The following is a 26,432-nucleotide window of genomic DNA, read 5'->3' as shown; positions in this document are numbered from 1 at the left end:
TACTTGGTCATCGGGTGGAAGCCAAGGTCAGCGGACCTTGGGCGCTCCCGTGCGCTGCCGGCGCCGGCCGGGCCTTGAAACGGCAGGAAGGCACCAAGACACAAAAAAGATTCGGATCCGGCGCCGGCACCTACCCGGCGGGAGCCTGTAGGGCAGGAACTACTGCGGGTCGGTCACCAGGATCCGCACCGAGCACAGCTCCGCGGCGGCCTTCTTCAGGACCGCGGCGCGCGGATCCGGGACATCCAGGAACGCGAGCCGCGTCAGGTGGGCGTAGCGCTTCAGCGCGGGCTCGGCGAGCACCTGGTCGGCCAGCGTCCGGTCGCCGCCCGGCGCCAGGTATTCGACCCGGTGCTCTGCGAAGATCCTCCCGGCGTGCTCGGCGACCGCCTCCACGAGGGCATCGGCCTGGTTGGCGCGCCGCCGGGCAAAACGCTGCTGGGACCAGCCGCCGGCAGCCGTCCGCGACTGAACGTGGCGCGTGCCGGTCTTGGACGCCAACACGGCGCCGGCGCTGACCACAGCCACCGAATATCCGCCGCGGCGGACCAGTATGGTGCCGATGCTCCGGGGCTGCCCGGCCAGGGAGGCCAGCCGCGAGAGGGCGTCGTGGCCGCTCCCGGGCCGGCCGTCCACGGGCCAAGGCGCCCGGAGGGCGGCCACGGCGCCGTCGGCGGCGCGCAGCTGCAGGCCGGCGTCGAGCTCCTCCTCCTCCAGTGCGCCGTGGCTCGCGGCGAAGCGGTCCACCCAGCCCGGCAGCCGGTCGCCGGAGACGAAGGCCACACGGGTCTCGGGGCTGGACATGGCAGGTTCTCCGTTGCGGGGGTGAGGGTGAGGGGGCGGCAGGAACTAGAAGTAGCCTATCTATGTGGATGATCTCTTTGGTGCAGGGCGGGACAATGCCGACGGAAGCGACGACTTCGGCGCCGCCGACGGCTCAGCCGACGATTCCGGCCAGGCCCGGAGCCGCGCCCGGTCCGCTGCCGGGTCTGCCTCGCCGCGGAGCCCCCTCGCCGTCCGGATGCGGCCGCGCACCCTCGATGACGTCGTAGGCCAGCAGCACCTGCTCGGCCAGGGCTCTCCGCTGCGCCAGCTGGCCGCCGGCTCCGACGCGACCGGCCCTGCCGGACCGAGCTCGGTGATCCTCTGGGGTCCTCCCGGCACCGGCAAGACCACCCTTGCCCATGTGATTGCCAAGGGGCCCGGCAGGAAATTCGTCGAGCTCTCCGCCATCACCGCCGGCGTCAAGGACGTCCGCCGCGTGATGGATGAAGCCCTGACCGCGCGCGACCTCTTCAAGACCACCACTGTCCTCTTCCTCGATGAGATCCATCGCTTCAACAAGGCACAGCAGGATGCGCTGCTCCCCGGCGTCGAGAACCGCTGGGTGGTGCTGGTGGCGGCCACCACCGAAAACCCGTCGTTCTCCGTCGTCTCGCCGCTGCTGTCCCGCTCGCTGCTGCTGACCCTGAAACCCCTCACCGACGCCGACGTCGAGTCTCTGCTGCAGCGGGCCGTTTCGGATGTCCGCGGACTGAATGGCAAGGCCGAACTCAGCGCTGACGCGCTGGCGCACCTTGTCCGGCTCTCCGGCGGCGACGCCCGCCGGGCCCTGACAGCCCTCGAGGCCGCGGCCGGCGTCGCCTTCGGGGACGCGGACGACGTCGACGGAGCCGATACCAGCACAGCCGATCCCGACGCAGTCGGTACTGACACAGCCGGCGCAGGACCGGCGGTGCCCGTCACGATCCAGTTGCGGCACACGGAGCGCGCCCTGGATGTCGCCTCCGTTCGCTACGACCGGGCCGGGGACCAGCACTACGACGTCGCCAGCGCCTTCATCAAGTCGATCCGGGGCTCCGACGTCGACGCCGCGCTGCACTATCTCGCCCGGATGCTCGAGGCAGGTGAAGACCCCCGGTTCGTGGCCCGCCGGATCGTGATCTCCGCGGCCGAGGACGTCGGCATGGCTGACCCGACGGCGCTGCAGACCGCCGTCGCGGCGGCCCAGGCCGTGCAGCTGATCGGCATGCCGGAAGGCCGCATCATCCTCGCCGAGGCCGTGGTGCATCTGGCCACCGCACCGAAGTCCAACGCCGCGTACATGGGAATCAACCAGGCGATCGCCGACGTCCGCGCCGGGCTCGGGAACGGCATCCCCGCGCACCTGCGCGATGCCCACTACCCGGGCTCAAAACAGCTCGGCCACGGCAAGGGCTACAAATACGCCCACGACGCCCCGCATGCCGTGGCCACCCAGCAGTACCCGCCCGATGACCTCGTCGGACGCAACTACTACGAGCCCACCGGCAACGGGGCCGAACGCGACATCGCCACCCGGCTCGAGCGGCTTCGGAAGATCATCCGCGGCACGTGACAAGGCACGTGAAGGGCCCGTGACCAGCGGCTGGTCCGCAGCGGCTTGCAGTGCCGGAATCCGCCGTTGACATAGGGGCCAAGAGGTCTAACGTGGAATTACGGCGGCATGGATCTGCTGACCGTCCGTGCGGCGCAGGGGACAGCGCGGTCACATCGCTGGCTCCCTCTTTCCGGACCCCGGAACGGCAGCTGGCTTCGCTCTATCCCAGCTCATCCAGCGCGAGCGTTCCCGTCCCGTCCCCGGCAGGTGTCCCATGAGTATCAACTTCGTTACAGCCATGGCAGTGAAGTCCTTCGATGTGCCGGATAAGAAACGGTGCCCGGACAAGGCCGAATTCGACCTCTGCACAGTGAACGACTACTCAGTGGCCCGGCTGATTCTGGGCCCGGGCTGGCGGTGGTCGGAGAACACCAGACCCTACGAGCGGACCGACGTCTGCCTGCACCACCATCTCGGATTCTGCATTTCCGGTGAAATGGAAGTCGAAACGGCAGAAGGGCTGCGGTCCACGATCCACGCCAATGACACCTACGCGATTCCGCCCGGTCACGACGAATGGGTGGTGGGCCCGAAACCGTTCGTGGCCGTGGAATTCCTGGGTGCGGCGTCCTTCGGGCGCAGCGGTGTCCGGGGAGCGCACGCCAGAATCTGACTTCGGTCCGCCGGCCGGATCTGGTAGGCTGGATCGTTGTCTGGCAAGGCACGGACGCACAATCCATGGAAACTTCGGTTCGATGAGGGTTGCCCTGTGCCCAGTAGCAAAAGGCAGCGGTTGGCCGATGCTCTCCATCGTGGAGGCCAGTAACACTGACACACCGCAGATATTGGAAGGACACAAGTGGCTAACAACACTCGTGCTCGCCGTACCGCACGCCTTTCGCGTGCACTCGGCATCGCTCTGACCCCCAAGGCCGCCAAGTACATGGAGCGCCGCCCGTACGGCCCCGGTGAGCATGGCCGTGCCCGCAAGAAGCAGGACTCCGACTACGCCGTACGTCTGCGCGAAAAGCAGCGTCTGCGCGCCCAGTACGGCATCCGCGAAGCCCAGATGACCCGTGCCTTCGAAGAAGCACGCCGCACCAAGGGCCTGACCGGTGAAAACCTGATCGAACTGCTCGAAATGCGTCTCGACGCCCTCGTGCTGCGTGCCGGCTTCGCCCGCACCATCGCCCAGGCCCGCCAGCTGGTTGTGCACCGCCACATCCTCGTTGACGGCATCCGCGTTGACCGCCCGTCTTTCCGCGTCGGCGAGGGCCAGCTGGTTCACGTCCACAGCCGCAGCGAGACCATGCCTCCGTTCCAGGTTGCAGCAGCCGGCGCTCACCGCGACGTCCTGCCGATCGTTCCGGCCTACCTGGACGTCAAGCTTGACGCCCTGCAGGCCCGCCTGGTGCGCCGCCCCAAGCGTTCCGAGATCCCCGTGACCTGCGAAGAGCAGCTCGTCGTGGAATTCTACGCACGCTAATTCAAAAGGCATCACCTACAAAGAAGCCCGTGGCAAGCGCCGCGGGCTTCTTTGTATGTAAGGTACTTGGGGGAGTTCCCCGGGAGCCGGTTCTGCCCAACGGTTGAAACCGTCGGAACCCGACGCAACGAGCAGGTATCCCCTGCAGTTCAAGGAGATGAGTGTCTATGTCTGGTGGCGATATTGCCGGCCTGATCGCGGCTGGGGTGTTTGCACTGCTGGTCCTGCTGCTCGCCGTGCCCATCCTGAAGCTCGGCGGAGTGTTCGACGAATTGCGGACCACGATCCGCTCGCTCAGCGACGGCGCCACCCCGCTCATGGACGAGGTCACCGCCACGGTGACCACCACCAACGAGCAGCTGAAGAAGGTTGACGGCATCTCCTCCAACGTCTCGGACGCCTCGGCCAACATCTCGGCGCTGTCCTCGCTGATGGCGGCCACTGTCGGTTCGCCGCTGATCAAGGTGGCAGCCTTCAGTTACGGCGTGCGCTCCGCCTTCAGCACCCCCAAAAAGCCCGCCACCGGCCGCCGCAGCCGCTAACCCTCCGGGAGAACCTGACATGAACAGAATCATCTGGATGGGAATCGGCGTCGCGATCGGCGTCATCGCCTTCCGCAAGGTCACCGAAGCCCAGTCCGCCCTCGGCCCCGAGGGCCTCAACCGGGCCGTGGGACGGCTGGCGGACGGCCTGTTCGACTTCGCCGACGCCGTCCGCGAAGGTATGGGCGAGCGGGAGGCCGAACTCCGCTCCGCCCTTGGCATCGCAACGGCAACGGATATTGCCGCCGGCGGCGCCGTTGCCCGCCGGGATGCGGTCCGGCGCTAGCCGGGAGAGAATTAGTAAGTACGGTGCCCGTTAAGGGCCCGCGTCGGCACCACCTGAAGGGGCACCGGATTGACGGGGCCCGGATCAGTGCCGGTCCTCAGCTTGTCCCGCGCAGCACAGACGCGGGCCACATAACGCAGTGAATATTGAAGGGTAAGAAATCAGCTCATGAAGTCGCAGGAGATCACCAAGCGCTGGATCGACTTTTTTGTCAGCAAGGGGCACACCGCCGTGCCCTCCGCCTCCCTGGTCTCCAGCGACCCGTCCCTGCTGTTCACCGTGGCCGGCATGGTCCCGTTCATCCCGTACCTGACGGCCCGCGAGGAGGCCCCCTACCAGCGGGCCACCAGTGTGCAGAAGTGCATCCGCACCGGTGACATCGAGGAGGTGGGCAAGACCGCCCGCCACGGCACGTTCTTCCAGATGTGCGGCAACTTCTCCTTTGGCGACTACTTCAAGGAAGACGCCATCAAGTTCGCGTGGGAGCTCCTGACCACCAGCGTGGACGACGGCGGGTACGGACTGCCGCCGGAGCGGCTCTGGGTCACCGTCTACGAAGAGGACGACGAGGCCGAGCAGCTTTGGCTGAAGAACACCGGCATGCCGGCCGAGCGTATCCAGCGGATGGGCAAGGCCGACAACTACTGGTCCACCGGCCAGCCCGGCCCGGCCGGTCCCTGCTCGGAGATCTACTACGACCGCGGACCGTCCTACGGCGTCGAGGGCGGCCCCGTCGCCGACGAGAACCGTTACGTCGAGATCTGGAACCTCGTGTTCATGCAGTACCAGATCGACAACGTGCGCTCCAAGGTGGATTTCGACATCACCGGCGAGCTGCCCAAGAAGAACATCGACACGGGCCTCGGCATGGAGCGCCTCGCGATGATCCTCCAGGACGTCGAGAACATGTACGAGACCGACCAGGTCCGCCCCGTGATCGACCGGGCCGCGGCCCTCTCCGGCCGGGAGTACACCTCCGCGGAGTCCGCCGAGGACCCGCACCACACCGATGACGTCCGCATGCGCGTCGTTGCCGACCACATCCGCTCGGCCCTCATGCTGATCGCCGACGGCGTGACCCCCTCCAACGAGGGCCGCGGCTACGTGCTGCGCCGCCTGATCCGCCGGGCCGTCCGCTCCATGCGCCTGCTCGGTGTCGAAAAGGCCTGCCTGCCCGAGCTGCTGCCGGCCTCGCGGGACGCCATGAAGGGCGTCTACCCGATCGTCGAGACCGACTTCGAGCGCATCAGCCGGATTGCCTATGCCGAAGAAAAGGCGTTCCTGCGCACCATCGCCTCCGGCACCGCCCGCCTTGAGGACGCCGTCAAGGAGTCCAAGGCCGCCAACCAGCCGCTCTCCGGCGCCGACGCCTTTGCCCTGCATGACACCTACGGCTTCCCGATCGACCTCACCCTGGAAATGGCCGAAGAGGCCGGGCTGAAAGTCGACGAGCCCGAGTTCCGCAAGCTCATGCTCGAACAGCGCCAGCGCGCCCAGGCCGATGCCAAGGGCAAGAAGGGTTCGCACGCGGACCTCAGCGCGTTCCAGGAGCTGCTGTCCGCCGGCGAGACCGTCTTCACCGGCTACACCGAGCTCCAGGGCGAGTCCAAGGTCCGCGGCATCCTGTCCGGCGGCCGGAAGGTCGCCCAGGCCTCCACCGGCGATGAAATCGAACTGGTCCTGGCCGAGACGCCGTTCTACGCCGAGGCCGGCGGCCAGGCCGCCGACACCGGGCTGATCACCGGGGACGGTTTCGTCGTCGAGGTCCTGGACGTCCAGCGCCCCGTCAAGGGCCTCAGCGTCCACAAGGCAATCGTCCGCGAAGGCGAAATCGGTGCCGACTCGCTGGTTCAGGCCGCCGTGGACCGGGAACGCCGCCACGCCGCGGAGCAGGCCCACACCGGCACCCACATTGTGCACGCGGCCCTGCACCAGATCCTCGGCCCGGAGGCCCTGCAGCGCGGCTCCTTCAACAAGGCCGGCTACCTGCGCTTCGACTTCGCCTGGGGCGAGGGCCTGAGCGCCGCCACCCGGTCCGAGATCGAGGAAGTCTCCAACATCGCCATCCGCAACAACTTCCGGGTGGAAACCAAGATCATGGGGCTTGCCGAGGCCAAGGCGCTCGGCGCCATGGCGCTGTTCGGCGAGAACTACGGCAACGAGGTCCGGGTCGTGGAAATCGACGGCGCCTGGTCCCGCGAACTCTGCGGTGGCACCCACGTCGAGAACACCTCGCGGATCGGCAGCCTGTCCCTGCTCGGCGAACAGTCGGTCGGCTCAGGAAACCGCCGTGTGGAAGCCTTCGTGGGTATGGACGCCTTCCGGCACCTGGCCGCGGAGCGGGCCCTGGTCACCGAGCTCACGGAAATGCTGAAGGTTCCCTCCGGGCTGCTCGCGGACCGGATTTCCAGCACCCTGACCAAGCTCAAGACGGCCGAAAAGGAACTCGAGCGGCTGCGCAAGGAGCAGCTGACGGCCGCCGCTGCCCAGCTGGTTGGCACCGCCCAGGACGCCGCCGGCGTCAAGGTCATTGCGCACGACGCCGGCCAGGTCAGCGGCGCGGATGACCTGCGCGGCCTGGCCCTGGACCTGCGGACGCGTCTCGGTTCCGAGCCCGCCGCCGTCGCCGTGGCCGGTGTCAGTAACGACCGTCCCGTTATCCTGATCGCCACCAATGAAGCCGCCCGGGCAGCCGGAGTCAAGGCCGGTGCCCTGGTGCGCCTCGCCGCAGGCATCCTCGGTGGCGGCGGTGGCGGCAAGGACGACGTCGCCCAGGGCGGCGGCACCGACGCCGCCAAGGTCGGCGCTGCCCTCGGCGCCGTCGTGGACGCCATTACCCGGCGATAGCGGATCCCACGTGTCTGAAGCTGCTGTGGCCGGCGTCTATCCCCGGGGCGTGAAGCTCGGGGTGGACGTCGGCACCGTCCGCGTGGGGGTGGCCGTCTGCGACCGCGACGGAATCCTGGCGACTCCGCTGCGCACACTGCAGCGGAACACGAAAAAGAACACCGACGTGCGAATCCTGGCCGCCCTGGCCACGGAGCTGGACGCCGTGGAGATTTTCGTGGGACTGCCGCGCACCATGAAGGGCGAAGAGCACGCTTCGGCCAGGATGGCCACCGAGTACGCGCAGCTGCTGGCCAGGGCCCTGCAGGGCGCCGGATCCGAGGTGCCCGTGCGCCTGATTGACGAGCGGCTCAGCACCGTGACCGCCCACCGCAACCTGCACGAAGCTGGCATGAGCAGCAGGAATCACCGTACAGTTGTTGATCAGGTTGCGGCGGCAGGTATTCTGCAACATGCGATTGATATGCAAAAGGCCAGGGGAACGGAGGTCGGAAACCGCGTCTACGCGGAGTCTGCGCCGTGGCCGACCGGGGGCGGCGCACAGACCGGCCCGGCAGTACAGACGCACTCTTCAGAAGATGGAAGGCTACAGTGAGCCCGGTCAACAGTGATGACTCCTCCGGTGACGCCCTTGGTGGCGCCGGCCGACCGCTGACGCGCAAAGAAGTCCGGGCCCAGGAAAAGCTCTTGGCGACCCAGGGTCAGAACGTGATCCCGCCGCAGGCTTTTGAGACGGGACCGGATGTTCCGAGACCGGCACCGGCACGGGCACAGGACGGCGAACTGCCGCAGGCCGCCCCGGAACTCCCCGACGCAGCACCGACCGTGCACGAGGAAACTGTTCGTGACGAGCCCGTTCGTGAAGAGCCCGTGCACGCGGAAGCCGTCCCTGAAGAGCCAGTGCACGAAGAATCCGGGTACGAAGAGCCTGTGCGCGAAGACGCCGTTCGTGACGAGCCCGTGCAAGAAGATTTCACGCAGCTGATCCCTGTCCGCCAAGAGCCTGTCCGCGAAGAGCCCGTCCGCGAGGACGTTGGCCACGACGACGCCATTTATGCGGCGGCAGGCCAGCTCGGCTACGGGACCCGCCACGATGCGGCTGCCCATGACGCGGGCGTCCACGATGGCTATGCTCAACACCCTCACGACGAGGCTCACCATGTCTACGACACCTCCGGCGACCCCCGGGCCCAGCCGCACCCGGACGCCGAGTACCACGGCGACCCGGGCGAGGAGCTGATGGCCGGAGCGGCCGGCTACGACAAGGGTCCGTCCAAGAAGGTCCGCCGCCGGCGCCGTTTCCTGGCCCTGGTGCTTTCCCTGACGGTCTTCGTCGTCGCAATCGCCGTCGGCGCGCAGTTCCTCAAGCCCCTCCTGGGCGGGGACAAAATGGCCGACTACCCCGGCCCCGGGACCGGTGAGGTCACCATCACGGTCGAACCCGGCGCCGGGCCGCGGTCCGTGGCCACCGAGATGGAGTCGAAAAAGGTCGTGGCGAACGCGGACACCTTCTTGAAGGAGTTCACCGCTTCCGGCGGTGCCCTGAACCCCGGCACGTTCTCGATGCGCCAGGAAATGAAGAACTCTGATGCCGTGGATGTCCTGCTGAACAAGGGCCAGGGCAAGGTCATGTACTTTGCGCTCAGCGCCGGGTTGCGGATCAGCGAATCCCTGCAGGCGATTTCCGAGGGCACCGGGATTCCGGGTCCGGAGCTGAAAGCGCTCAGCGATGCGCCGGCGCAGTTCGGCGTCCCCGCCAAAGCCAAGAACCTCGAGGGCTACCTGGCTCCGGGGGAGTACCGCTTCCCGCTGGGCTCCTCCGCCAAGGAAATTCTGCAGAAGCTCGTCGGCAGCACCCAGGATGAACTCAAGGCCCAGGGCGTCACCGATCCCGCGAAGCAGTACGACGTCGTGACGGTGGCAAGCATCGTCCAGGCGGAAGGCGGCCAGGCCGAATACGGTGACGTCGCCGGCGCCATTTACAACCGCCTCAAGCCCAACAACACCGAGACCAACGGGCTCATCCAGTCCGATGCCACGGTTACCTACGGCCTGGGCATCCACAGCTTCCACATCGACGAGGCCCAGAAGGCTGACAAGTCGAATCCGTACAACACCTACGCCAACCAGGGACTGCCCGCCGGCCCCATCGGCTCTCCCGGCAAGACGGCCATTGACGCCGCCGCCAGGCCCAAGTCCAACAGTTTCCTCTACTGGGTCACCATCAACCTGGACACCAAGGAGACCAAGTTCTCCAAGACCCTGGCGGAACACAACGGCTACGTGGCGCAGTACAACGCGTGGTGCGAGGCCAACCCGGGACGCTGCGTATGACGCTGCGGGCGGCCGTCCTCGGGCATCCCATCAGCCATTCGAAATCGCCGGCGCTGCACCGGGCCGCCTACGCCCACCTGGGCGTGGACATCGCCTACTCCGCCATTGACGTGACCGAGGCTGACCTGCCGGATTTCATGCGGCAGGTCAGGGAGGAGGTGCGCGCTGACGGTTCCTGGCGCGGGCTCTCGGTCACCATGCCGCTCAAGTCGGCCATGGTGGCGGAAGTGGACGAGGTCCGGGGGGTGGGGCGCGCACTCGGCGTCGTCAACACCGTGGCGTTCGAATCCGACGGCGGCAGTGCTGGCCACACACGATTGGTTGCCTACAACACCGACGTCGCCGGGATCGTCAACGCGCTCCGGCACGCGGGGGCAGCCTCCGCGCCCACCGCCGTGATCCTCGGCGGGGGCGGGACCGCGGCAGCAGCCATCGCCGCCCTCAAGGAACTGGGGGCGGTGTCCGCCGAAGTGTTCGTCCGCGATGTCAGCCGCGCGGCGGAGGCCCGCGCTGCCTCGGCCGCCGTGGGGGTCCCCGTCCGGGTGCTTCCCCTCGCCGGTGCGGCCGCCGCCGTTGCAGCGGCCGACGTCGTCATCTCCACGCTGCCGCCCCGCGCGGCAGACGCACTTGCCGAAGAGCTGGCAGACGCGCTTGCCGCGGAACTGACAGGGGAGCTGCCAGCCACGCCGGCAGGATCCTTGCCTCAAGCCGATGCTGGCGGACGGCGGCGGACAACACCCCCGGGCAGCCCGGGCGTCCTCCTGGACGTCGCCTACGATCCGTGGCCCAGCCGGATCGCCGCGGTCTGGCAGGAAGCCGGCGGCACGGTGGTCCCCGGGCTGGAAATGCTCATCTACCAGGCGGTGGAGCAGGTGCGGCACTTCACCGGACTGGGCGAGGCCCTCCCCGCCGGAGTCACAGATGTGATGTGTGACGCAGTCGGAGCGCCCCGACGGGTGTTCTAACCGCCCGACATGGCAGGATGGAATGTATGTTGCGTTGGTTGACTGCCGGAGAATCCCATGGCCCGGCACTGGTCGGAATAATTGAAGGCGTGCCCGCCGGTGTGGAACTCACCAGCGCCCACATCAGCGAGGCCCTGGCCCGCCGCCGGCTCGGCTATGGCCGCGGCGCCCGGATGAAATTCGAGCAGGACGTGGTCACGATCCTCGGCGGAGTCCGCCACGGCCTGACCCAGGGCGGTCCCGTCGCCATCCAGGTCGGCAACACCGAATGGCCCAAGTGGGAACAGATCATGTCCTCTGATCCCGTGGAGCCCGAAATCCTGGCCGACCAGGCCCGGAACGCCCCGCTGACGCGGCCGCGGCCCGGCCACGCCGACTTCACCGGCATGCAGAAATACGGTTTCGACGAGGCCCGCCCGGTCCTGGAGCGCGCCAGCGCCCGCGAGACGGCCACGCGGGTGGCGCTCGGCACGGTCGCCGCGGCGTTCCTCAAGCAGCTCGGGATCGAACTCGTCTCCCACACCGTGTCCATCGCCAGCGTTGCCGTGCCGGAAGGCCGGCCGCTGCCGGTACCGCGCAACGTGATCGCCCTGGACGCCGACCCGCTGCGCTGCTTCGACCGCGAAACCTCGGACGCCATGGTGGCCGAGGTCGACGTCGCGCACAAGGAAGGCGAAACCCTCGGCGGGGTCGTGGAAGTGCTCGCCTACGGCCTCCCGCCGGGACTGGGCAGCTACGTCCACTGGGACCGGCGCCTCGACTCGCGGCTGGCGGCGGCCCTGATGGGCATCCAGGCCATAAAGGGCGTTGAGGTCGGCGACGGCTTCCTGACCGCGGCGCGCCGCGGCTCGGCCGCCCACGACGAGATCGTCAAGGACGCGGACGGCAAGATCATCCGCACTTCCAACCGCGCAGGCGGGATCGAGGGCGGCATGAGCATTGGCGATGTCCTGCGCGTCCGTGCCGCCATGAAGCCGATCGCCACCGTGCCCCGGGCCCTCAGGACGGTCGACGTCAGCACTGGGGAGGCCGCCAAGGCACACCACCAGCGCTCCGACGTCTGTGCCGTCCCGGCCGCCGGCGTCGTGGCCGAGGCCATGGTGGCCCTTGTGATCGCCGAAGCGGTCACCGAAAAATTCGGCGGTGACTCCGTGCAGGAGACCGCCCGCAACATCAAGGGTTACCTGGACAGCATTCCGGCGTCCCTGGACTCGATCGGCCACTAGTGCCGGCCGGGAACACCGGCGGGCCCTCCGCCGCGGCAAGGCACCTTGGCCCGGTGGTCCTGATCGGACCGATGGCCGTGGGCAAATCGGCGATCGGACAACAGCTCGCGCAGCACCTGGGGTGCGCGTTCGTGGACACCGACGCCCTCGTGGTGGCCCAGCACGGGACGATCGCCGAGATCTTCGCCAGCCGGGGCGAGCACGCCTTCCGTGAGATGGAGGCCCGGGCCGTTGCACAGGCCATCGACGAGGCGCAGGGCGGCACGAACGTCATTTCGCTCGGCGGCGGGGCTGTCCTCGACTCCGGTACGCAGCAGCTCCTGGGCCGCTGTACCGTTGTCTATCTCGAATGCGACGCCGACACTGTGGCGGAACGCATCGCCAGAAATTCGGGCCGGCCGCTCTTGGCCGGCGACGCCATGGGCCGGTGGCGGACCTTGTTCGCCACCCGGCAGCCGGTCTACGAACGGCTCGCCGACCTCGTCCTCGATGTCCGGAGCGGCAGCGTTCCCGAGCTGGCCCACCGGCTGGAAGATGCGCTGGGGGAGCTCGCCGCGGCTAAGGCCGCGGCGGTGCCCACTCCGGCGTCGACAAAGGAAGTTAAATAGTGAGTACCGAATCAACCGTCATCAAAGTCACCGGACTAACGCCGGGTGAGAACTACGACGTCGTAGTGGGCCGCGGCCTCCTGGCAAGCCTGCCGGGCCTGCTGGGCGAGCGCGTCAAGCGCGTCCTGGTCATCCACCCCCGCGCGCTGCGGCTGACCGGGGACACCGTCCGGGAAGAGCTGGCCGCCGCCGGCTTCACCGCGCTGACCGCAGAAATCCCCGACGCCGAAGAGGGCAAGCACATCGAAGTCGCCTCCTTCTGCTGGCAGGTGCTGGGGCAGAACGACTTCACCCGCTCCGACGCCATCGTCGCCGTCGGCGGCGGCGCCGTCACGGACCTGGCCGGCTTTGTCGCCGCGACCTGGCTGCGCGGTGTGAAGGTCATCCACATGCCCACGAGCCTGCTGGGCATGGTGGACGCCTCCGTCGGGGGCAAGACCGGGATCAACACCGCCGAGGGCAAGAACCTCGTCGGCGCCTTCCACCCGCCCGCCGGCGTCCTCGCGGACCTCGACACGCTGGAGACGCTGCCGAAGAACGAGATCATTTCCGGCATGGCTGAGGTCATCAAGTGCGGCTTCATTGCCGACCCGGCCATCCTGGACCTGATCGAAAAGGACCCGTCAGCGGTCTCCGATCCCCGCTCGGACATCCTGCGGGAACTGATCGAACGCGCTATCACCGTCAAGGCCCGGGTCGTCTCAGAGGACCTCAAGGAAACCGGCCAGCGCGAGATCCTGAACTACGGCCACACCCTGGGCCACGCGATCGAACTCGTCGAGCGCTACTCCTGGCGGCACGGTGCCGCCGTGTCCGTGGGCATGATGTTCGCCGCCGAGCTCGCCCGCAGCGTCGGCCGGCTCAGCGACGCCGACGCCGACAGGCACCGCAGCATCCTCGAAAGCCTTGGGCTTCCCATCACGTACCGCCGCGACCGCTGGCAGGCTCTCCTGGACGGCATGCGCCGGGACAAGAAATCCCGCGGTGACCTGCTGCGGTTCGTGGTGCTCGACGGCGTGGGCCGGCCCGGCATCCTCGACGTCCCGGACACGTCCCTGCTGTTTGCCGCCTACCAGGAGATTGCCTCCTGATGCAGGAGGTCAAGGGCGGCACGAGCGAGTGGCCGGACGCGGGAGTTCCCGGGATCCGGATCAACCCGCAGTCTCTGATGCCCCAGATCGTCAATGACGAGGTCCTGGCCGAGGCGCTGGCGGCCTCTACGGACCCCGGGGACCTGATCCTGGTCCGGCTCGTCGAAGGTCACGCGGCCGAAGCCGCCGAGCTCCTGGCCGAGGCCCGCTACAAGGACCCCGGCTCGCTCCGGCTGCGGATCTTCGAGGCGGACGTGCTCCGGGTTTCGAACCGGTTCGACCGGGCCGTGGAGGTGTTCCGCCAGCTCCTCGCCGAGACCCAGGGCACCCTGGAGGAGGCGGCCGTCCGCCAGCACCTCGGCCGGTCCTACTTCGCCGGCGGGAACATTGGCGCCGCCGTCGAATCCTTCGCCAAGGCGCTGGATTTGCGCGTCGCCGGGTCCGCCGACGCGGCCCTCATCTACGCCTCCACCGTGGCGCTGCAGCGCGCGCGGGACGAACTGGAACAGCAGTCCTGAGCCTGCGTCAGCCAGCTGTCCGCCGGAACCGGTAGAATAGATCTTGGATTTTTGACAAATACGCGCTGGCGGGCCGCTTGGCATGCCGGCCCGGCATAGAACGTCCGGCCGATAGCACCGGCCGAAACGAACCAGATAGAGACTAAGAGGATACTGTGGCAACCACTAACGACATCAAGAACGGAACCGTCCTTAAGCTTGAGGGCCAGCTTTGGAACATCATCGAGTTCCAGCACGTCAAGCCCGGCAAGGGTGGCGCGTTCGTGCGCACCAAGATGCGCAACGTGATGTCCGGCAAGGTCGTCGACAAGACCTTCAACGCCGGACTGAAGATTGAGACCGCCACGGTGGACCGCCGCGACTACCAGTACCTGTACCAGGACGGCGCCGACTTCGTCTTCATGGACACCTCGGACTTCGACCAGCTCACCGTCTCCGCCGCCACCGTCGGCGACGCCACCAACTTCATGCTCGAAAACCAGATGGTCAACATCGCCATCCACGAGGGCAACCCGCTCTACATCGAGCTGCCCCCGAGCGTCGTCCTCGAGATCACCTACACCGAGCCGGGCCTGCAGGGCGACCRCTCCTCGGCCGGCACCAAGCCCGCCACCCTCGAAACCGGGTACGAGATCCAGGTGCCGCTGTTCGTCGAGAACAACACCAAGGTCAAGGTCGACACCCGCGACGGCAGCTACCTCGGCCGGGTCAACGACTAGTGAGTGCGCGCGGTAAGGCCCGGAACCGGGCCCTCGATGTGCTCTTTGAGGCCGAGCAGCGCTCAGCCTCGGCGTTCGACGTGCTGAAGTCCCGCCGCGAGCAGACGGATCAGATCGTCAACCCTTACACCCTCGAAATCGTCGAAGGCGTGGTCTCGCACCAGGTGGCCATCGACGAATTCCTGGAGACCTATTCGCAGGGCTGGACCCTGGAGCGCATGCCCTCCGTGGACCGCATCATCCTGCGGATCGGCACCTGGGAACTGCTCTACAACGACGACGTCCCGGACGGCGTGGCGGTCAGCGAAGCTGTGGCCCTGGCCAAGACGCTCTCCACCGACGAGTCGCCGTCGTTCATCAACGGCCTGCTGGGCCGGTTGCAGCAGCTGAAGCCCTCGCTGCTGGCGTAAGCTCCCGCACACGAAGAACCCCGGCCAGGACATCCTGGCCGGGGTTCTTTCAATTCCCCTCGTTTCCCTAGTTCTCCAGTTCTCCAGTTCTCCAGTTCCCTAGCCGACGACGGCGGCACGGAGTGCGGCGATCTCGGCGAGCTGGCGCTGTTCATCGCGTTGGTGTGCCGGCACGTCCCGGCCGCTGAGGATCCGTTGCCGCGTGAGGGCAAGCTGGGTTGCGGCCTGGAGCAGGGCCTTCATCTGCGGCCCCCGCCCGGTGGACTTGGCCCAGCGCAGCGCGGAACGGCGGCCGCCGACGGTGGCCAGCATTTCGACCTCGGCGGCGGTGAACCAGCCCGCGGCCGCGTATTCCCTGAGCCGCTGGCGGGTGAGCCTGCGCTCCGCCACCCGCAGCAGCACGATCACCAGCACCGCCAGCAGGAAGATCGGCACCTGCACCATCACGTACTGGCCCAGGAAGTCCCCGCCCATGCTGTTCCAGGCGCTGTGCAACAACATCGCGGGGACGAGGCCGACGAAGAATGCCAGCACGGACAGCCCGGTGTGCCCGCGGCGGGCGGCGAACCCCATCACCAGGCCGGTGGTACCCGTGAAAATGGCGTGGGCGAAGGGGGACAGGACTCCGCGGAGAAAGAACACCACCGCGAGGTCCGTGCCGGGGTCGCTGGATTCGGCGATGGCGCGGCCGAAGTAGAGGATGTTCTCGGTGAACGCGAAGCCCGCCGCGATCGTGAAGGCGAACACCACACCGTCGACCGGTCCGTTGAAGTGTTTCGGGGCGAAGAGCACGAGCACCAGCAACCCCAGGGACTTCGCGAATTCCTCTACCACCGGTGCCTGGACCGTCACGGCGAACGTCGTATAGTCCAGTCCTGAGGCAGGCCCGGCCACCAGCGAGAAGTAGGGCTGGATCAGCATCGTCACCGCGATCGAGACGACGGCTCCCCAGGCAAACGCGAAAAGCAGCAGGGGCTTGGGCTCCGGTTCCCACCGGTCGATGAAGCGCACCGTCAGCAACACGGTCCCCAGGGGAATCAGCGAGGCGATGAAGCCAATAACGAAGCCGGCGATTCCGGTCCGGTCCAGCAGGAAGGGCAGGACCAGGAAAAGGCAGAGGAACGCCAGGAATCCGCCGGCCATTACGAGGCCGGCGACGCCGGCCGAACTGCGGCCCTTCTTCCAGCCCGGGCTGCCTACCGCCGGCCCCGCGGGAGGCAGGGCCGGCTGGAACTGGCCGCGGTAGTTGGCCGGTGCCTGCTGATAGTAGGCCGGCCGGACCTGCCCCAGCCACGTCGGGTTGGCCTGCTGGGGCAGGGGCAGCGGCCGCTGCCCGGGGCCGCCGGGGTGCTCACGCCCCGGCCGCGGCTCGTTCGTCGTCATGGAACCGAGCCTATGTCCGTGTGAGGTTAAACGCATTCCCGCGGCGACGGGGCGCCAGTGCCGTTGTGGTAATTTGAAAGAGCAAATAATCCTTTTTTAATTCCGTCCCGTGAGGCGGGGAAAGGGGAGACGAGCTTTGACTTCTGTGCCTTCAGCACCGGGTCCGGCGAAGGTGGTACTCACCCGGGTTGTCCTCAACCAGGCTGACATCGACCGCGCTCTCACTCGTATCGCCCATGAAATTCTCGAGGCCAACAAGGGCTCCCAGGACCTCGTCCTGCTGGGCATCCCGCGCCGGGGCTATCCCCTCGCCGTCCGCCTCGCCGCCAAGATCGCCGCCGCGGATCCCACCGTTGACGCCGCCGCGATCGTCGGCCAGCTCGACGTCACAATGTTCCGCGACGACCTCTCGCACCAGCCCACCAGGCCGCCGTACCCCACCCAGCTGCCGCGCACCGGGATCGACAACAAAGTTGTTGTGCTGATCGACGACGTCCTCTACTCCGGACGCACCATCCGGGCAGCCCTGGATGCCATCATTGACCTCGGCCGCCCCCGGATTGTCCGGCTCGCCGTGCTGATCGACCGTGGCCACCGGGAACTGCCCATCCGCGCGGACCACGTCGGCAAGAACCTGCCCACCTCCTCATCGGAGAAGGTCCGGGTCCGCCTCGAGGAAACCGACTCTGTGGACGGCGTCCCCGTCAATGAAGTGGTCATCGAGGCCACCGCATGAGGCACCTGCTCTCCACCGAAGACCTGAGCCTGCACAACGCCATCCGCATCCTGGACACCGCGGAGGAAATGGCGGCCGTGGGGGAGCGCGAGGTCAAAAAGCTCCCCGCCCTGCGCGGGCGCACCGTGGTTAACCTCTTCTTCGAGGACTCCACCCGCACCCGGATCTCCTTCGAAGCTGCCGCCAAGAGGCTCTCCGCCGACGTCATCAACTTCGCCGCGAAGGGCTCCTCCGTTTCCAAGGGTGAGTCGCTCAAGGACACCGCCCAGACGCTCGCCGCGATGGGCGCCGACGCAGTGGTCATCCGGCACTGGGCCTCCGGGGCGCCGCACCGTCTGGCCGCGACCGACTGGATCGACGCCGCCGTCATCAACGCCGGCGACGGCACCCACGAACACCCCACCCAGGCGTTGCTGGACGCGTTCACCATGCGCCGGCACTGGTCGAAGCTGGCCGGCACGCCGTCGGCCGGGGCCGACCTCAAAGGCATGCGCGTCGCCATCGCCGGTGACGTCCTGCACTCCCGCGTGGCCCGCTCCAACCTCTGGCTGCTGCGCACCCTCGGCGCAGAGGTCACGCTCGTCGCGCCGCCCACGCTGCTGCCCGTCGGCGTCGAAAAATGGCCGTGCGCGGTCAGCTTCGACCTCGACGAGACCCTCGCGCAGGGCGTGGACGCCATGATGATGCTCCGCGTCCAGGGCGAACGGATGAACGCCTCCTTCTTCCCGACCACCCGCGAGTATTCGCGCCGCTGGGGCTTCGACGACAACCGGCTCCGTGCCCTCGACAGCCTGGGGCTCAAGGACACCATCATCATGCACCCCGGGCCCATGAACCGCGGCCTGGAAATCTCCGCTGCCGCGGCCGACTCGCCCCGCTCCACCGTGCTGGCGCAGGTCCGCAACGGTGTGTCGGTCCGGATGGCGGCCCTGTACCTGCTGCTTTCCGGCGAGAACCGCCAACCGGCCGCCGCACCTGTAGCTATATCCGCGGCCGCGTCCCTGGCCGCCAATCCGAACACCACTTATTCCCACCAGGAGAGCCACTGATGGCCGATCAGCAACAGAACGCAGACAACAGCGGCGCCTACCTCATCCGCGGCGCCGCCATCCTCGGCGGAGCCCCTGAGGACCTCCTGATCCGGGACGGCATGATCACCGCCCGCGGCCGGCAGCTGGACGCCGACGGCGCCGGGGTGAGGGACGCAACAGTAATTGACGCCACAGGCCTCATTGCGCTCCCGGGCATGGTGGACATCCACACCCACCTGCGCGAACCCGGCCGCGAAGACGCCGAAACCGTCGAAACCGGCACCCGCGCCGCCGCCCTCGGCGGCTACACGGCCGTCCACGCGATGGCCAACAGCACCCCGGTGGCGGACACCGCCGGCGTCGTCGAACAGGTCCTCACCCTTGGCCGGACCGCCGGCTGGGTGGACGTCCGCCCGGTCGGCGCCGTCACCGTGGGCCTCGCGGGGGAGCAGCTCGCCGAACTCGGCGCCATGGCCGACTCCCGCGCCCACGTCCGGGTGTTCTCCGACGACGGCATCTGCGTGCACGATCCGGTGCTGATGCGCCGCGCGCTCGAATACGTCAAGGCGTTCGACGGCGTCGTGGCCCAGCACGCGCAGGAACCCCGCCTCACCGCCGGCGCCCAGATGAACGAGGGCGAGGTCTCCGCCGTCCTCGGCCTGGCCGGCTGGCCGGCCGTCGCCGAAGAAAGCATCATCGCCCGCGATGTGCTGCTGGCCAAGCATGTCGGCTCCCGGCTGCACGTTTGCCACGTCTCTACGGCAGGGTCCGTGGAGATCATCCGCTGGGCCAAGTCCCGCGGCGTCAACGTCACGGCCGAGGTCACCCCGCACCACCTCTGGCTCACGGATGAGCTCGCCCGCAGCTACGACCCCGTCTACAAGGTCAACCCGCCGCTGCGCACCGACGCCGATGTCCAGGCCCTCCGCGCCGCCCTGGCCGACGGCACGATCGACGTCGTCGGCACTGACCACGCCCCGCACCCGAGCGAACACAAGGAATGCGAGTGGGCGCAGGCGGCCATGGGCATGACCGGGCTGGAAACCGCGCTCTCGGTGGTGCAGCACACCATGATCGAAACCGGCCTGATGGGCTGGGAGGACTTTGCCCGCGTGACCTCCGCCGCGCCGGCCGCCATCGGCCGTCTCCAGGACCAGGGCCGCCCGCTCGAGGCCGGCGAGCCTGCCAACGTCATACTCGTGGACCCGGCTGCGCGCTGGACCGTGGACCCTTCTAAGATGGCAACCATGGGCCGTAACTCTCCGTTTGCCGGCCGGGAACTGCCCGGGAAGGTAGTGGCGACGTTTTTCAAGGGCCACCCGACCGTTCTCGACGGAAAACTCAACACCCCGTACCGGTGGCCGGCCGACGCGCTCGACGCCGGACCGGCGGGCCGCCGCCCGTGAGTGCCAAGGACCTGTCCCTGCTCTTCACGCTCGTCCTGATTGGCGTCGCGGTTACCCTCATCGCCGTCGGCTGGCGTAACCGCCTGCGCCGCCAGTCCGACGTCGAGCCCCTCCCCGAGGTCCCCGCCGGGCTCGGCGCCCCACTGGCCGCAGCCGACGGCCAGTACGTCGCGTCCACCACCGCGGGCGACTGGCTGGACCGGATCGCCGTGCACAACCTGGGTATCCGTACCAACGCCAGGCTCTCCGTGCACACCGAAGGCGTGCTGTTCGAGCGCGCGGGCGCCGGCCCGGTGTTCATCCCGGCCGGACGCCTCACCGGTGTGCGGCAGGAAAGCGGCATGGCCGGAAAGTTCGTGGAAAAGGACGGCCTGCTGGTGCTCAGCTGGATGCTCGGCTCCCACGAACTCGACACCGGCTACCGGACGCGCCGCGCCGAGGACAAGGCCGTGCTCCTCACCACCCTCCAAGATTTGATCTCCGCAGCCCCTCAGGCAGAAGCCGATAGTGGAAAGTAACGACGTGACGGAAGCCAACGTGTCAGAAAAAACAGTGACAGCAAACCCCACTGCACCCGCTGCAGCATCCACCCCCGCAGTCCTCGTGCTCGAGGACGGCCGTATTTTCCGCGGCACCAGCTACGGCGCCACCGGCACGGCCCTCGGCGAGGCGGTCTTCGCGACCGGCATGACCGGCTACCAGGAGACCATCACCGACCCCTCCTACGCACGCCAGCTCGTGGTCCAGACCGCGCCGCACATTGGCAACACCGGCGTCAACACCGACGACGCCGAGTCCCGCCGCATCTGGGTGGCCGGCTACATCGTCCGCGACGCCGCACGCCGGCCCTCCAACTGGCGTTCCGAACGCTCCCTGGACGACGAGCTCGTCGAGCAGGGGATCGTCGGCATCCAGGGCGTCGACACCCGCGCCATCACCCGCCACCTGCGCGAACACAAGACCATGCGCGCCGGCATCTTCTCCGGCGACGCCGCCCGCGGCACGGACAAGGAACTGACCGACGCCGTCCTGGCCAGCGCGCCGATGGAAGGCTCACGGCTCGCCGAGGAAGTCAGCGTGGACGCCGCGTACACGGTGGAGCCCAAGGACCACGGCTGGGACGGCGAGCCGCGGTTCAGCATCGCCGCGATCGACTTGGGCATCAAGCGCATGACCCCGGTCCGGTTCGCCGAGCGCGGTGTCCGGGTGCACGTGCTGCCCGCCACGGCAACCCTCGCCGACGTCGAGGCCGTCAACCCCGACGGCTTCTTCATGTCCAACGGCCCCGGCGACCCCGCGACCGCGGACAACCAGGTGGCGCTGCTGCGCTCGGTGCTCGATCAGAAGATCCCGTACTTCGGCATCTGCTTCGGCAACCAGATCCTGGGCCGCGCCCTCGGGTTCGGCACCTACAAGCTGCGCTACGGCCACCGCGGCCTCAACCAGCCCGTGATGGACCGCCGCACCGGCAAGGTCGAAATCACCTCGCAGAACCACGGGTTCGCCGTCGACGCCCCGCTCAACGGCGCCACGCAGGCCCCCGAGGAACGCTTCGGCCGCGTCGAGGTCAGCCATGTGAGCCTCAACGACGACGTCGTCGAAGGGCTCGCCTGCCTCGACATCCCGGCTTTCTCCGTGCAGTACCACCCCGAAGCGGCCGCCGGCCCGCACGACGCCGCCTACCTCTTCGACCGCTTCATCGAACTGATGGCGGACGCTTCTTCAAAGACAGAGACAGACACCAAGACTGCCGCCGAATCCAAGACTGAGGACAAGAAGTAATGCCCAAGAGAACTGACCTCAAGAGCGTCATGGTCATCGGGTCCGGCCCGATCGTGATCGGCCAGGCGGCCGAATTCGACTACTCCGGCACCCAGGCACTGCGCGTCCTCAAGGAGGAGGGCCTGCGGGTCATCCTCGTCAACTCCAACCCGGCCACCATCATGACGGACCCCGAGTTCGCGGACGCCACCTACATCGAACCGATCACCCCCGAAGTGGTGGAGAAGATCATCGCCAAGGAGCGCCCCGACGCGCTCCTGCCGACCCTGGGCGGCCAGACGGCCCTCAACACGGCCATCGCGCTGGATAAGAACGGCGTCCTGGAGAAGTACAACGTCGAGCTGATCGGCGCCAACATCGCCGCGATCGAGCTTGGCGAGGACCGCGAGAAGTTCAAGGGCGTCGTGGAGCGCTGCGGCGCCGAGTCGGCCCGCAGCCACATCATCCACACCATGGACGAGGCACTCGCCGCGGCCGGGGACCTCGGCTACCCGATGGTCGTCCGGCCCTCCTTCACCATGGGCGGCCTCGGCTCCGGGCTGGCCTACGACGAGGGCGACCTGCGCCGGATTGTCGGCCAAGGCCTGCAGTACAGCCCCACGTCCGAGGTGCTGCTCGAAGAGAGCATCCTCGGCTGGAAGGAATACGAGCTCGAGATGATGCGGGACAAAAACGACAACGTCGTGGTGGTCTGCTCCATCGAGAACTTCGACCCGGTCGGCGTGCACACCGGCGACTCGATCACCGTCGCCCCGGCGCTGACCCTGACCGACCGCGAGTACCAGCGGCTGCGCGACATCTCCATCGCCGTCATCCGCGAGGTCGGCGTCGACACCGGCGGCTGCAACATCCAGTTCGCCGTCGAGCCGGACACCGGCCGCGTCGTCGTGATCGAAATGAACCCGCGCGTCTCCCGTTCCTCCGCCCTCGCGTCCAAGGCCACCGGCTTCGCGATCGCCAAGATCGCCACCAAGCTGTCCCTCGGCTACACCCTGGACGAGATCCCGAACGACATCACCCAGAAGACCCCGGCGTCCTTCGAACCGACCCTGGACTACGTGGTGGTGAAGGTCCCGCGCTTCGCCTTCGAGAAGTTCCCGGCCGCGGACCCCACCCTGACCACCACCATGAAGTCGGTGGGGGAGGCCATGGCCATGGGCCGGAACTTCACCGAGGCCCTGCAGAAGGCCCTGCGCTCCCTCGAACAGAAGGGCTCCCAGCTGGACTTCAGCCACGTCCCGGAATGGGAAGTCGCGGAGCTGATCGAGAAGGCCAAGCGTCCCACCACCGAGCGACTGCACCAGGTCCAGCGCGCCCTGCTCGGCGGCGCCACCGTGGAACAGCTCTTCGAGGCGACCAAGATCGACCCCTGGTACCTGGACCAGCTCCAGCTGCTGAACGAGATCTCCCTCGAAATCCGGCAGGCCGCGGCGCTGACTCCGGAGATGCTGACGCGCGCCAAGCGCCACGGCTTCTCCGACGAGCAGATCGGTGCCCTGACCCACAACTCCGAGGACGTCGTCCGCGGCGTCCGGCAGGCCCTGGGCATCCGTCCCGTCTACAAGACCGTGGACACCTGCGCGGCCGAGTTCGCCGCCTACACCCCGTACCACTACTCCTCCTATGACGAGGAGGACGAGGTCGCGCTGCACGCCAAACCGTCCATCATCATCCTCGGTTCCGGCCCCAACCGGATCGGCCAGGGCATCGAGTTCGACTACTCCTGCGTGCACGCCTCGATGGCGCTGCGCAAGGCCGGCTACGAGACCGTGATGGTCAACTGCAACCCGGAAACCGTCTCCACGGACTACGACGTCTCCACCCGGCTCTACTTCGAGCCGCTGACCCTGGAGGACGTCCTCGAGGTCATCGCGGCCGAGGAGCGCACCGGCGGTGTCATGGGCGTCTTCGTCCAGCTCGGCGGCCAGACCCCGCTCAAGCTCGCCCAGCAGCTCGCCGACGCCGGCGTGCCGATCCTCGGCACCTCGCCGGAGGCCATCGACCTCGCCGAACACCGCGGCGCCTTCTCCCGCGTGCTCGACAAGGCCGGGCTCGTCTCGCCGAAGAACGGCACCGCCGTGTCCTTCGAGGACGCCAAGAAGATCGCCGACGAGATCGGCTACCCGGTCCTGGTCCGCCCGTCCTACGTCCTCGGCGGACGCGGCATGGAGATCGTCTACGACGAGCCCAACCTCTCCCGCTACATCGCCAACGCCACCGAAATCACCCCGGACCACCCGGTTCTGATCGACCGTTTCCTCGAGGACGCCGTCGAGATCGACGTCGACGCCCTCTACGACGGCACGGAGATGTACCTCGGCGGCATCATGGAACACATCGAGGAGGCCGGCATCCACTCCGGCGACTCGGCCTGCGTGCTGCCGCCCATCACCCTGGGCGGCAACGTGCTGGAACGGGTCCGCACCGCCACCCTGGCCATCGCCGAGGGCGTCGGCGTCCGCGGCCTGATCAACATCCAGTTCGCCCTGGCCTCCGACGTGCTCTACGTCCTCGAAGCCAACCCGCGCGCCTCCCGCACCGTGCCGTTCGTGTCCAAGGCCACCGGTGTCCAGATGGCGAAGGCCGCGGCCCTGATCGGCACCGGCGTCACCATCAACCAGCTCCGCAGCGCCTACAAAATGCTGCCGGAGAGCGGCGACGGCTCCACCCTGCCGCTGGACGCGCCGGTCTCGGTCAAGGAAGCCGTGCTGCCATTCAGCCGATTCCGCACCCCCGAGGGCAAGGTGGTCGACTCCCTGCTCGGCCCGGAAATGCGCTCCACGGGCGAGGTCATGGGCATCGACAAGCACTTCGACACGGCCTTCGCCAAGAGCCAGGCGGCCGCCAACAACGCGCTGCCCACCGAGGGCAAGATCTTCGTCTCGGTGGCCAACCGGGACAAGCGCTCGGTCATCATGGGCGTCAAGCGGCTCTCGGACCTCGGCTTCGAGATCGTCTCCACCGGCGGCACGGCCGACGTGCTGCGCCGCAACGGCATCCAGGCCACCCCGGTCCGGAAGGTCGCCGAAGGCTCCAGCGCCGAAGGCGAGGGCACCATCGCCGACCTCATCATCGCCGGCGAGATCGACATGGTCTTCAACACCCCCTCCGGTGGCGAAGCCCGCAGCGACGGCTACGAACTCCGTGCCGCCGCGACGTCGATCGGGATCCCGTGCATCACCACCGTGGCCGAGTTCAACGCCGCCGTCCAGGCCATCGAGGCCCTGCGCACCTACGAATGGTCCGTCACGAGCCTGCAGGAGCACGCCGCGAACCTGAAGGCGCTCCAGGATGCCTGAGGCATCCGCCGCCGAAGCAGCCGGCCGGGAGTCCTTCGGCTCCCGGCTGGGGCGGGCCATGGCGGACCGCGGCCCGCTGTGCGTCGGCATCGACCCGCACCCGGCGCTGCTGCAGCGCTGGGGGCTGACCGACGACGCCGCCGGGCTGGAACGTTTCTCGCTGACCGTGCTGGAGGCCGTGGGCTCCCTCGCTGCCGCGGTGAAACCGCAGGTGGCCCTCTACGAGCGTCACGGCTCGGCGGGAATCGCCGTGCTCGAACGCACCCTGGCCGCGGCGGCGGAAGCCTCCGTGCTGACCATCGCGGACGCCAAACGCGGCGACATCGGCTCCACCATGGCCGCCTACGCCGACGCCTGGCTGCGGGACGGCTCGGCCCTTGCCGCCGATTCGGTCACGTTGAGCCCCTACCTGGGCTTCGAGTCGCTCCGGCCCGCCCTGGACCTGGCGGCCGAGAGCGGGCGCGGGGTGTTCGTCCTCGCGCTGACCTCGAACCCGGAAGGTGCCTCGGTCCAGCACGTCGGCGGGGCGGACTCCGTCGCGCGGCGGATCACGGAAGCGGCCGCGGTAGAGAACCGCCGCTATGACGGTCCCCTCGGTTCCGTGGGCCTGGTGGTCGGCGCCACGGTGGGCTCCGCCCTCACCGCACTGGATCTCGATCTGGCGGCGGTCCGCGGGCCCATCCTGGCCCCAGGGCTGGGTGCGCAGGGCGCCACCGCCGCGGACCTGCGCCGCACTTTCGGTGCGGCCTATCCCCAGGTCCTGGGCACCTCGAGCCGGGACATCCTCGCCGCCGGACCGCAACTGCAGTCCCTCCGGGATGCCGCACGGCGCACCCTCGACGAACTCCTCGCGGCCTAGCCGCAGCCGCCAAGCCGGCCCGGGACCGGAGCCGCCGGACCCGGGTCGGCTGGCTTTCGGACCAGGGCCGCGGGCTTTCCGGCCCGGGCCGGTCGGCGTCCCGCAGATTTGCATTGATTTCTGCCGCCGCCTGACGGTAGGTTCGGGGCAAGGGCATGAGTGCCCCGTCCCGCCATGCAGGGAGGCCGTCCGTGAGTTTGAGACCACTCACTCCTCAGGAGCGTTCCGACGCCCTTCGCAAGGCCGCTGCCGCAAGGGCCACCAGGGCCGAGGCAAAGGAGCGCCTCAAAACGGGAGAGCTGACCATCGCCAAAGTCATCAGTGCCGCCGAATCAGACGACGCCATTGCCCGGATGAGAATCGTGGAGCTCCTCGAAGCCCTGCCCGGGATCGGCCGGGTCCGGGCGGCGGCCATCATGGACCAGCTCGGCATCGCACAATCCAGACGGGTCCGGGGCCTGGGAATCCACCAGCGCCGGGCGCTGGTAGATTTTATTGACGACAAATAGCTCGGTCCGCCGAGCTGCCCACCACCGCCCAAAGGA

At 68.2% G+C, this 26,432-nt stretch carries 25 protein-coding genes; 23 read left to right on the top strand and 2 right to left on the bottom strand.

What is annotated here, in order from left to right:
* Positions 1-159 precede the first annotated feature (159 nt).
* Entirely contained in the window at positions 160-804 is a 645-nt protein-coding gene (locus AC1DZQ_RS04575; protein WP_476962376.1) for an acVLRF1 family peptidyl-tRNA hydrolase, read from the bottom strand.
* 64 nt (positions 805-868) lie between these two features.
* Here AC1DZQ_RS04575 and AC1DZQ_RS04570 point away from each other — a divergent pair, with 64 nt between their 5' ends.
* From AC1DZQ_RS04570 to nusB, 15 genes are all read left to right on the top strand, one after another.
* Entirely contained in the window at positions 869-2,377 is a 1,509-nt protein-coding gene (locus tag AC1DZQ_RS04570) for a replication-associated recombination protein A (RefSeq protein ID WP_476962375.1), read from the top strand.
* Positions 2,378-2,633: 256 nt separating this feature from the next.
* Positions 2,634-3,032 carry a cupin domain-containing protein gene (locus AC1DZQ_RS04565; RefSeq protein ID WP_028276474.1) on the top strand — a complete coding sequence of 133 codons (399 nt, stop codon included), beginning with the start codon at positions 2,634-2,636 and terminating at the stop codon, positions 3,030-3,032.
* Between the two features lie 186 nt (positions 3,033-3,218).
* The gene (gene rpsD, locus AC1DZQ_RS04560) at positions 3,219-3,845 is read left to right on the top strand and encodes a 30S ribosomal protein S4 (RefSeq protein WP_018773157.1); all 627 of its coding nucleotides are present in this window, start codon (positions 3,219-3,221) and stop codon (positions 3,843-3,845) included.
* Positions 3,846-4,012: 167 nt separating this feature from the next.
* Positions 4,013-4,387 (top strand): DUF948 domain-containing protein, encoded by a 375-nt coding sequence (locus AC1DZQ_RS04555; RefSeq protein ID WP_476962374.1) that lies wholly within the window; start codon positions 4,013-4,015, stop codon positions 4,385-4,387.
* A 19-nt stretch (positions 4,388-4,406) separates the two neighbouring features.
* A complete protein-coding gene (locus AC1DZQ_RS04550) occupies positions 4,407-4,673 on the top strand; it encodes a DUF6167 family protein (RefSeq protein WP_476962373.1) in 267 nt (88 codons plus the stop codon).
* Between the two features lie 168 nt (positions 4,674-4,841).
* Positions 4,842-7,520: an alanine--tRNA ligase gene (gene alaS / locus AC1DZQ_RS04545; protein WP_476962372.1), complete on the top strand. Its 2,679-nt coding sequence runs from the start codon at positions 4,842-4,844 to the stop codon at positions 7,518-7,520.
* Between the two features lie 10 nt (positions 7,521-7,530).
* Positions 7,531-8,115 carry a Holliday junction resolvase RuvX gene (ruvX, locus tag AC1DZQ_RS04540; RefSeq protein WP_476962371.1) on the top strand — a complete coding sequence of 195 codons (585 nt, stop codon included), beginning with the start codon at positions 7,531-7,533 and terminating at the stop codon, positions 8,113-8,115.
* The gene (gene mltG / locus AC1DZQ_RS04535) at positions 8,112-9,854 is read left to right on the top strand and encodes an endolytic transglycosylase MltG (protein WP_476962370.1); all 1,743 of its coding nucleotides are present in this window, start codon (positions 8,112-8,114) and stop codon (positions 9,852-9,854) included. The genes ruvX and mltG overlap by 4 nt, the downstream gene beginning before the upstream one ends.
* Positions 9,851-10,819 carry a shikimate dehydrogenase family protein gene (locus tag AC1DZQ_RS04530; RefSeq protein WP_476962369.1) on the top strand — a complete coding sequence of 323 codons (969 nt, stop codon included), beginning with the start codon at positions 9,851-9,853 and terminating at the stop codon, positions 10,817-10,819. Before mltG ends, AC1DZQ_RS04530 begins: the two co-directional genes overlap by 4 nt.
* Before the next feature lie 26 nt (positions 10,820-10,845).
* Positions 10,846-12,045, top strand: coding sequence for a chorismate synthase (aroC, locus tag AC1DZQ_RS04525; RefSeq protein WP_476962368.1), 1,200 nt, complete (start codon positions 10,846-10,848; stop codon positions 12,043-12,045).
* A complete protein-coding gene (locus AC1DZQ_RS04520; RefSeq protein ID WP_476962367.1) occupies positions 12,045-12,653 on the top strand; it encodes a shikimate kinase in 609 nt (202 codons plus the stop codon). The genes aroC and AC1DZQ_RS04520 overlap by 1 nt, the downstream gene beginning before the upstream one ends.
* A complete protein-coding gene (gene aroB, locus AC1DZQ_RS04515; protein WP_476962366.1) occupies positions 12,653-13,744 on the top strand; it encodes a 3-dehydroquinate synthase in 1,092 nt (363 codons plus the stop codon). The genes AC1DZQ_RS04520 and aroB overlap by 1 nt, the downstream gene beginning before the upstream one ends.
* Positions 13,744-14,262, top strand: a complete 519-nt coding sequence (locus AC1DZQ_RS04510) for a tetratricopeptide repeat protein (RefSeq protein WP_476962365.1) — start codon at positions 13,744-13,746, stop codon at positions 14,260-14,262. The genes aroB and AC1DZQ_RS04510 overlap by 1 nt, the downstream gene beginning before the upstream one ends.
* A gap of 155 nt (positions 14,263-14,417) precedes the next feature.
* Entirely contained in the window at positions 14,418-14,981 is a 564-nt protein-coding gene (efp, locus tag AC1DZQ_RS04505) for an elongation factor P (protein WP_476962364.1), read from the top strand.
* Positions 14,981-15,391: a transcription antitermination factor NusB gene (gene nusB / locus AC1DZQ_RS04500; protein WP_018773145.1), complete on the top strand. Its 411-nt coding sequence runs from the start codon at positions 14,981-14,983 to the stop codon at positions 15,389-15,391. Before efp ends, nusB begins: the two co-directional genes overlap by 1 nt.
* Before the next feature lie 99 nt (positions 15,392-15,490).
* On the opposite strand, the gene AC1DZQ_RS04495 is transcribed toward nusB, so the two are convergent.
* A complete protein-coding gene (locus tag AC1DZQ_RS04495) occupies positions 15,491-16,774 on the bottom strand; it encodes a PrsW family intramembrane metalloprotease (protein ID WP_476962363.1) in 1,284 nt (427 codons plus the stop codon).
* A gap of 136 nt (positions 16,775-16,910) precedes the next feature.
* Here AC1DZQ_RS04495 and pyrR point away from each other — a divergent pair, with 136 nt between their 5' ends.
* From pyrR to mihF, 8 genes are all read left to right on the top strand, one after another.
* Positions 16,911-17,510 carry a bifunctional pyr operon transcriptional regulator/uracil phosphoribosyltransferase PyrR gene (gene pyrR / locus AC1DZQ_RS04490; protein ID WP_476962362.1) on the top strand — a complete coding sequence of 200 codons (600 nt, stop codon included), beginning with the start codon at positions 16,911-16,913 and terminating at the stop codon, positions 17,508-17,510.
* Positions 17,507-18,559, top strand: coding sequence for an aspartate carbamoyltransferase catalytic subunit (locus AC1DZQ_RS04485; protein WP_476962361.1), 1,053 nt, complete (start codon positions 17,507-17,509; stop codon positions 18,557-18,559). Before pyrR ends, AC1DZQ_RS04485 begins: the two co-directional genes overlap by 4 nt.
* Positions 18,559-19,947 (top strand): dihydroorotase, encoded by a 1,389-nt coding sequence (locus AC1DZQ_RS04480; RefSeq protein WP_476962360.1) that lies wholly within the window; start codon positions 18,559-18,561, stop codon positions 19,945-19,947. The genes AC1DZQ_RS04485 and AC1DZQ_RS04480 overlap by 1 nt, the downstream gene beginning before the upstream one ends.
* Positions 19,944-20,465, top strand: a complete 522-nt coding sequence (locus AC1DZQ_RS04475) for a PH-like domain-containing protein (protein WP_476962359.1) — start codon at positions 19,944-19,946, stop codon at positions 20,463-20,465. The genes AC1DZQ_RS04480 and AC1DZQ_RS04475 overlap by 4 nt, the downstream gene beginning before the upstream one ends.
* 19 nt (positions 20,466-20,484) lie before the next feature.
* Complete coding sequence (gene carA, locus AC1DZQ_RS04470; RefSeq protein ID WP_476962358.1) at positions 20,485-21,729, top strand: glutamine-hydrolyzing carbamoyl-phosphate synthase small subunit; 1,245 nt, start codon at positions 20,485-20,487, stop codon at positions 21,727-21,729.
* Positions 21,729-25,028 carry a carbamoyl-phosphate synthase large subunit gene (gene carB, locus AC1DZQ_RS04465; protein WP_476962357.1) on the top strand — a complete coding sequence of 1,100 codons (3,300 nt, stop codon included), beginning with the start codon at positions 21,729-21,731 and terminating at the stop codon, positions 25,026-25,028. The genes carA and carB overlap by 1 nt, the downstream gene beginning before the upstream one ends.
* A complete protein-coding gene (gene pyrF / locus AC1DZQ_RS04460) occupies positions 25,021-25,887 on the top strand; it encodes an orotidine-5'-phosphate decarboxylase (RefSeq protein WP_476962356.1) in 867 nt (288 codons plus the stop codon). Before carB ends, pyrF begins: the two co-directional genes overlap by 8 nt.
* A 191-nt stretch (positions 25,888-26,078) precedes the next feature.
* The gene (mihF, locus tag AC1DZQ_RS04455) at positions 26,079-26,396 is read left to right on the top strand and encodes an integration host factor, actinobacterial type (RefSeq protein WP_018773136.1); all 318 of its coding nucleotides are present in this window, start codon (positions 26,079-26,081) and stop codon (positions 26,394-26,396) included.
* The last annotated feature ends 36 nt before the right edge of the window (positions 26,397-26,432 follow it).

Source organism: Arthrobacter sp. P1_C12_2, from assembly GCF_056406415.1.
The sequence above is the reverse complement of the archived record's forward strand: the minus strand, read 5'-3'. Positions and strand labels throughout refer to the sequence as shown.